Here is a 3,900-nt window from a genome sequence, read left to right on the forward strand (position 1 = left end):
TTGATGCCCTTGCGGTTGGGCAGCAGGGTCAGCGGGTCGGTCACCGCCTCGCGGGCCAGTTCCAGCGAGCGCTTCTCGAGGTCGATGGTGCGCCGCTCGGCCGACTGCGCCCGGCCGGCGCGCTCGGAGGCCTCGTGGGCGGCAGCACGGGCCAGTGCGGACTCGAGGTCGGCGCCCGCACGCGCCAGCTCCATCTCCAGCCGGGCGATGCGCTCGGCCTGTACGGCCTCCTCGGCGGACAGGCGGTGCGCCTCCTGCTCGCTGGTCATCAGCGCATGAAGCTGCCGGTCTCGCGAGAGACACAGCGCCGACAGCATGGCGAGCCCGACGAACAGCCCGCCGGACGCGGCCCAGCCCGCCGCTCCACCCATCGCGAGCAACCACACGCCGGCCGGCGCCAGTGTGACGGCGGCCTGCACGATGGCCACGCGGGACATGGCACGCAGCGCCAGCGACTCGGCCAGCGCCGCAGCGAGGATCAGCACGGCGACGCCCGCACGGGCCGCGGGCTCGGCGGCCGCGAAGGCCAGCCACGGCAGCGCCGCCCACCACAGCGACATCGCGCCCGCGCCGGCGAGGTACTGGGGCACCCAGCGTGCCGCCGGGGGCGGCGGCAACATCGCGCGCGCGCGCAGCGCGTGCGCGAGGCGCAGCGCGAGCAGGACGAGTCCGCCGCCGAGCAGGACCTTGAGGCCGGAGGTCGCGTCGGCCCACGAGGCCAGCCCGAAGAACGCTGCGGGCACCAGCACCGCCAGCGCGGCGATCACCTTCGGCGCTGCGCGCAACGCCCCGCGCATCGCGCGCTCAGGCAACGAGTCCGGCAGCGACCCCTGCGCCGCTCGCACCGGTGCGGTGGCGGCGTCGGCAGAAGCTGGCACGGAAGGCAGCATGGCGTGGGCAGGGACAGGGCCGCCGGGAGGCGGCCAGTGCGACGTCATCGAGTGATTCGGGGATGCCGCCTAGGCTAAGGCAGCACTCATCTCTTCGGCACAGGCCGACATATCTGTAGGTCACCGAGCGTGATTTCGGTCCGTGGCATGCACCACGCTGCGGCGACGCCGGCTTGATGGGCGTCAGGCCGGCCTCGGCGCCGCCGCCCGCCGCCGCCGCCAGCGCCCGTGCAGCGCCAGCGCGTGCGGCGCCAGCAGCACCAAGGCGGCCAGCGCCGCCAGGGGCACGCGCAGGTCACCCTGCACCGGCACCGGTCGGGCGGAGGCCGGATCGCGCAACGCGCGCGAGAGCCCGGAGGCGTCGCGCAGCCGGTGGTAGGCCAGGCCGTTCTCGCCGGCGATCAGCCTCAGGTAGGGCTCGCGCAGGCCCGAGAGGTGCTCGGTGCCCGGCGTGGCGCCCAGGCCGGCCGCCGGCGGTGCGCTGCCCTCCTCGACCATCGCCTCCTGGCCGACGCTGGCGCCGCGGCCGAGGCTGCGCGGGTCGACCTGCGCCACCTCGTCGGCCGCCCAGAAGCCCAGGCGCCGGCCGAGTGGGTCGAGCTTCGGGATCGGCGAAGGCTTGGTCTCACCGACGCCGACCACCACGCCGGCGACCTCGCCCGGCTTGTCGTCGAAGCGCGGCCGGTGGCGCGGGTTCAGCGGCGGCGACTCGTGGCCATCGGTCACGAACACCACCGAGGGCCGCGACGGCAGCGCCTTGGCGACCACGATGCTGCTGTGCAGACCCTTGGCGATCTCGCTGTTGCCCGACCAGGCCATGCGCCCGTCGATGCCGGCCAGCGAGGCGCGCAGCTCGGCGCGGTTGGCGCACACCTCCACCGGCGTGTAGAGCAGGTAGCTGCGGTACTCGGTGAAGATCGCCCAGCCGAGCCTGGAGCCGCAGGGCAGTTCGGCCAGCGCCTCGTGCAGCATGCGCTTGGCAAAGGCCAGCCGCGAAGCCGGCTTGCCGTCGAGCGAGGTGTCTTCGACGTTCATGCTCTGCGTGACGTCGAGCACCACCACGTGCTCGTAGAGCGCGCGCTTCCAGGGCAGCGTGGGATTGGCGAACGCGACCAGCAGCAGCAGCGCCGCCAGGGCCGGCGCCATCGTCTCGCGATGCGGCCAGCGCAGCGTCACGGCAGCCCCGGCGAGTAGCCGCGCATCGTGGTGGCGGCGCGCTCGGCGCTGCGCCGCGCCTCGGGTGGCTCTTCGTCGACGCCCTCGGGATCGGGAACGAGCCGCTGGGCGCGCTCGAGGTTGTAGCGCGCCGCCCAGTCGGCGGCATCGTGGCGCAGCACCTCGCGGTAGCCCTCCTTGGCCAGCTCGATCAGGGCCAGCGCCTGGCCGGGCTGCGAACTGGCTCGCAGCGCCATGCCCTGGCGCAGCAGCAGGTTGGCGCCGTTGTAGCGCGCGGCCTGGCCCACGGGGGTGTCGGCGTGCAGCGCGCCATAGCGCGTCAGCGCCGCTTCGTGGGCACCGCTGGCGGCCTGTGCGGCGGCGTGCGCGAAGCGCAGTTCCGGCGGCGCGGCAGCGTCTTCCGGCGGCAGTGTGCCGGCCGCGATCTGCGCGTTCAGCCGTTCGGCCTGCACGACCCGCCAGCCGTCGAATGCCGCCAGCACGGCCAGCACGCCGAGCGCCGCCCAGGCGGCGCGAACCATGGTGCGGCGCTTCAGGCCCATCGGCGGATCTCCATCGAGCGCGCAGCCAGCAGCAGCACGACCGCGAGCAGCGCCAGCGCATGCGCCCACGGCGCCAGCTCGCGCCGTGGCACCAGCTCGTCGTAGGTGATGGGCAGCTTCTCCTGGCGGTTGACATCGTCGATGGCGCGCTGCAGCGCACCCGAGTCGCTCGCCTCGTAGGCGCGGTAGGGGGTCTCCAGGGAGTTGAAGAAGGCGTGCAGCAGCAACTCCGGCACGCTGTCGGCTGCGGCCGCCGAATCGCCCGCGGCCAGCGCCAGCCCCGGGCTGTTGGTCGAGCGAAGGTAGATCCAGTAGATCGACACCCGCTGCTTGCGCGCCATGTGCGAAAGGCGCTCGCGCGTCTCCGGGTCCATGCGGTCGCCGCCGTCGGACACCAGCATGATGATGCGCGAGCCGTTGTAGGGCCGGCCTTCGAACATCTGCAACCCGACCTCGAGTGCGCGGCCGATGTTGGTCTCCGACAGGCCGCGGCCGATGTTGCCCGCCTCGATGGCCGCCTGGATGACCTCGCGCTTGGCGGTGAAGTCGAGCACCCGCATCGGCAGCGTGCTGAAGGCCACCAGCGCGAAGCGGTCGTCGGGCCGCTGCGCAGTGAACTCGGCGAGCAGCCGGCGTGCGACCTGGCCCTTGGGCTCGCGCAGCCGCGCCGGAGCCTGGCTGAAGTAGTAGTCGAGCGCCTGCGGGCTGTTCGGACTGATGCCGGCGGGCAGGCCGCCACCGGGTGCGAAGCCCTGGTCCATGCTGCGACTGCGGTCGAGCAGCAGCACGATCTCGGCGCCCTGCCCCACACGCTCGACGTGAAACTCGGGCCGGTGCGGCCCAGCCAGCGCGAATACCAGCGCGGCCAGCGCCAGCGTGGTGGCGCCGCGCAGCAGCCAGCCGAGCGCCTCCGACGCACGATCGCGCGGCGCGAAGCGCAGCCAGCCGTTGGACAGCGGCGTGCCCGAGGCAACGAACAGCGGGAGCAGCGCCAGTGGCAGCAGCCACAGCACCCAGGCGTCGTCGAAAGCGAGGCCGATCATGCCAGGCCTCGCTCGGCATCGCGGCAGCGCCTGGCCAGCGACTGCAGCCAGCGACCGTCGTCGGGCTCGCGCGTGGCGCCGCCGAAGAACTGCGCGCTGGTCATGCGCAGGAAGCGCTGCAGGTCGTCGCGCAGAGGCGCGAAGCCGGCTTGGCGCTGCACGAAGTCGTCGAGCCCGCGCTCGAAAAGCACCTCACCGGCACTGCGGTGGAGGGCCTCGTGCAGCGCCCCGCAGGCCTGCCGCCAGCGC

The 3,900-nt window shown here is 73.7% G+C and carries 5 protein-coding genes; all 5 read right to left on the reverse strand.

Translation table 11 applies throughout. The features are described 5' to 3' along the window. Positions 1-890 (reverse strand): hypothetical protein (locus tag AB7U92_RS23300; RefSeq protein WP_428582597.1); only part of this gene is annotated, 890 nt, incomplete at its 3' end. Positions 891-1,073: 183 nt separating this feature from the next. Then, positions 1,074-2,066 carry a vWA domain-containing protein gene (locus AB7U92_RS23305; protein WP_428582599.1) on the reverse strand — a complete coding sequence of 331 codons (993 nt, stop codon included), beginning with the start codon at positions 2,064-2,066 and terminating at the stop codon, positions 1,074-1,076. Then, positions 2,063-2,608, reverse strand: coding sequence for an MxaK protein (locus AB7U92_RS23310; protein WP_428582601.1), 546 nt, complete (start codon positions 2,606-2,608; stop codon positions 2,063-2,065). Before AB7U92_RS23310 ends, AB7U92_RS23305 begins: the two co-directional genes overlap by 4 nt. Further along, positions 2,599-3,651: a vWA domain-containing protein gene (locus AB7U92_RS23315; protein ID WP_428582603.1), complete on the reverse strand. Its 1,053-nt coding sequence runs from the start codon at positions 3,649-3,651 to the stop codon at positions 2,599-2,601. Before AB7U92_RS23315 ends, AB7U92_RS23310 begins: the two co-directional genes overlap by 10 nt. Next, on the reverse strand, positions 3,648-3,900 hold a 253-nt coding region (locus AB7U92_RS23320), incomplete at its 5' end, for a hypothetical protein (protein WP_428582605.1). The genes AB7U92_RS23315 and AB7U92_RS23320, both read right to left, overlap by 4 nt.

This window comes from Piscinibacter sp. (genome assembly GCF_050175855.1).
Taxonomy (GTDB): Bacteria; Pseudomonadota; Gammaproteobacteria; order Burkholderiales; family Burkholderiaceae_C; genus Piscinibacter.